This window comes from Virgibacillus sp. 7505 (assembly GCF_002272135.1).
Lineage (GTDB): Bacteria > Bacillota > Bacilli > Bacillales > Amphibacillaceae > Terribacillus.
Genome location: NZ_NPBF01000461.1, coordinates 1 through 213 on the forward strand (window position 1 = coordinate 1; position 213 = coordinate 213).

1 protein-coding gene is annotated in these 213 nt (G+C 47.9%); it reads left to right on the forward strand.

The genetic code is table 11. The annotated features are described in order from the left end of the window. Positions 1 to 213: SH3 domain-containing protein (locus CHH91_RS19795; protein ID WP_141234287.1), on the forward strand; the 213-nt coding region annotated here is incomplete at both ends.

The window sequence follows — 213 nt, forward strand, 5'->3', positions numbered from 1 at the left end:
AATGCTCCTTCTATCGGCTCTGCCACAACAACGGCACGCCTTAACTTGCGTTCTGGTGCAGGTACAAACCATAGCATCATCACTACTCTTGCCAAAGGACAGAAAGTTGAGTTGCTCAAAAAGCAAGGTGGTTGGTACCAAGTTAAAGCGGGCAACCGTACAGGTTGGGTTTCTGCTGATTACTTAAATGTCAACGGCTCTGGCAATGTGGAC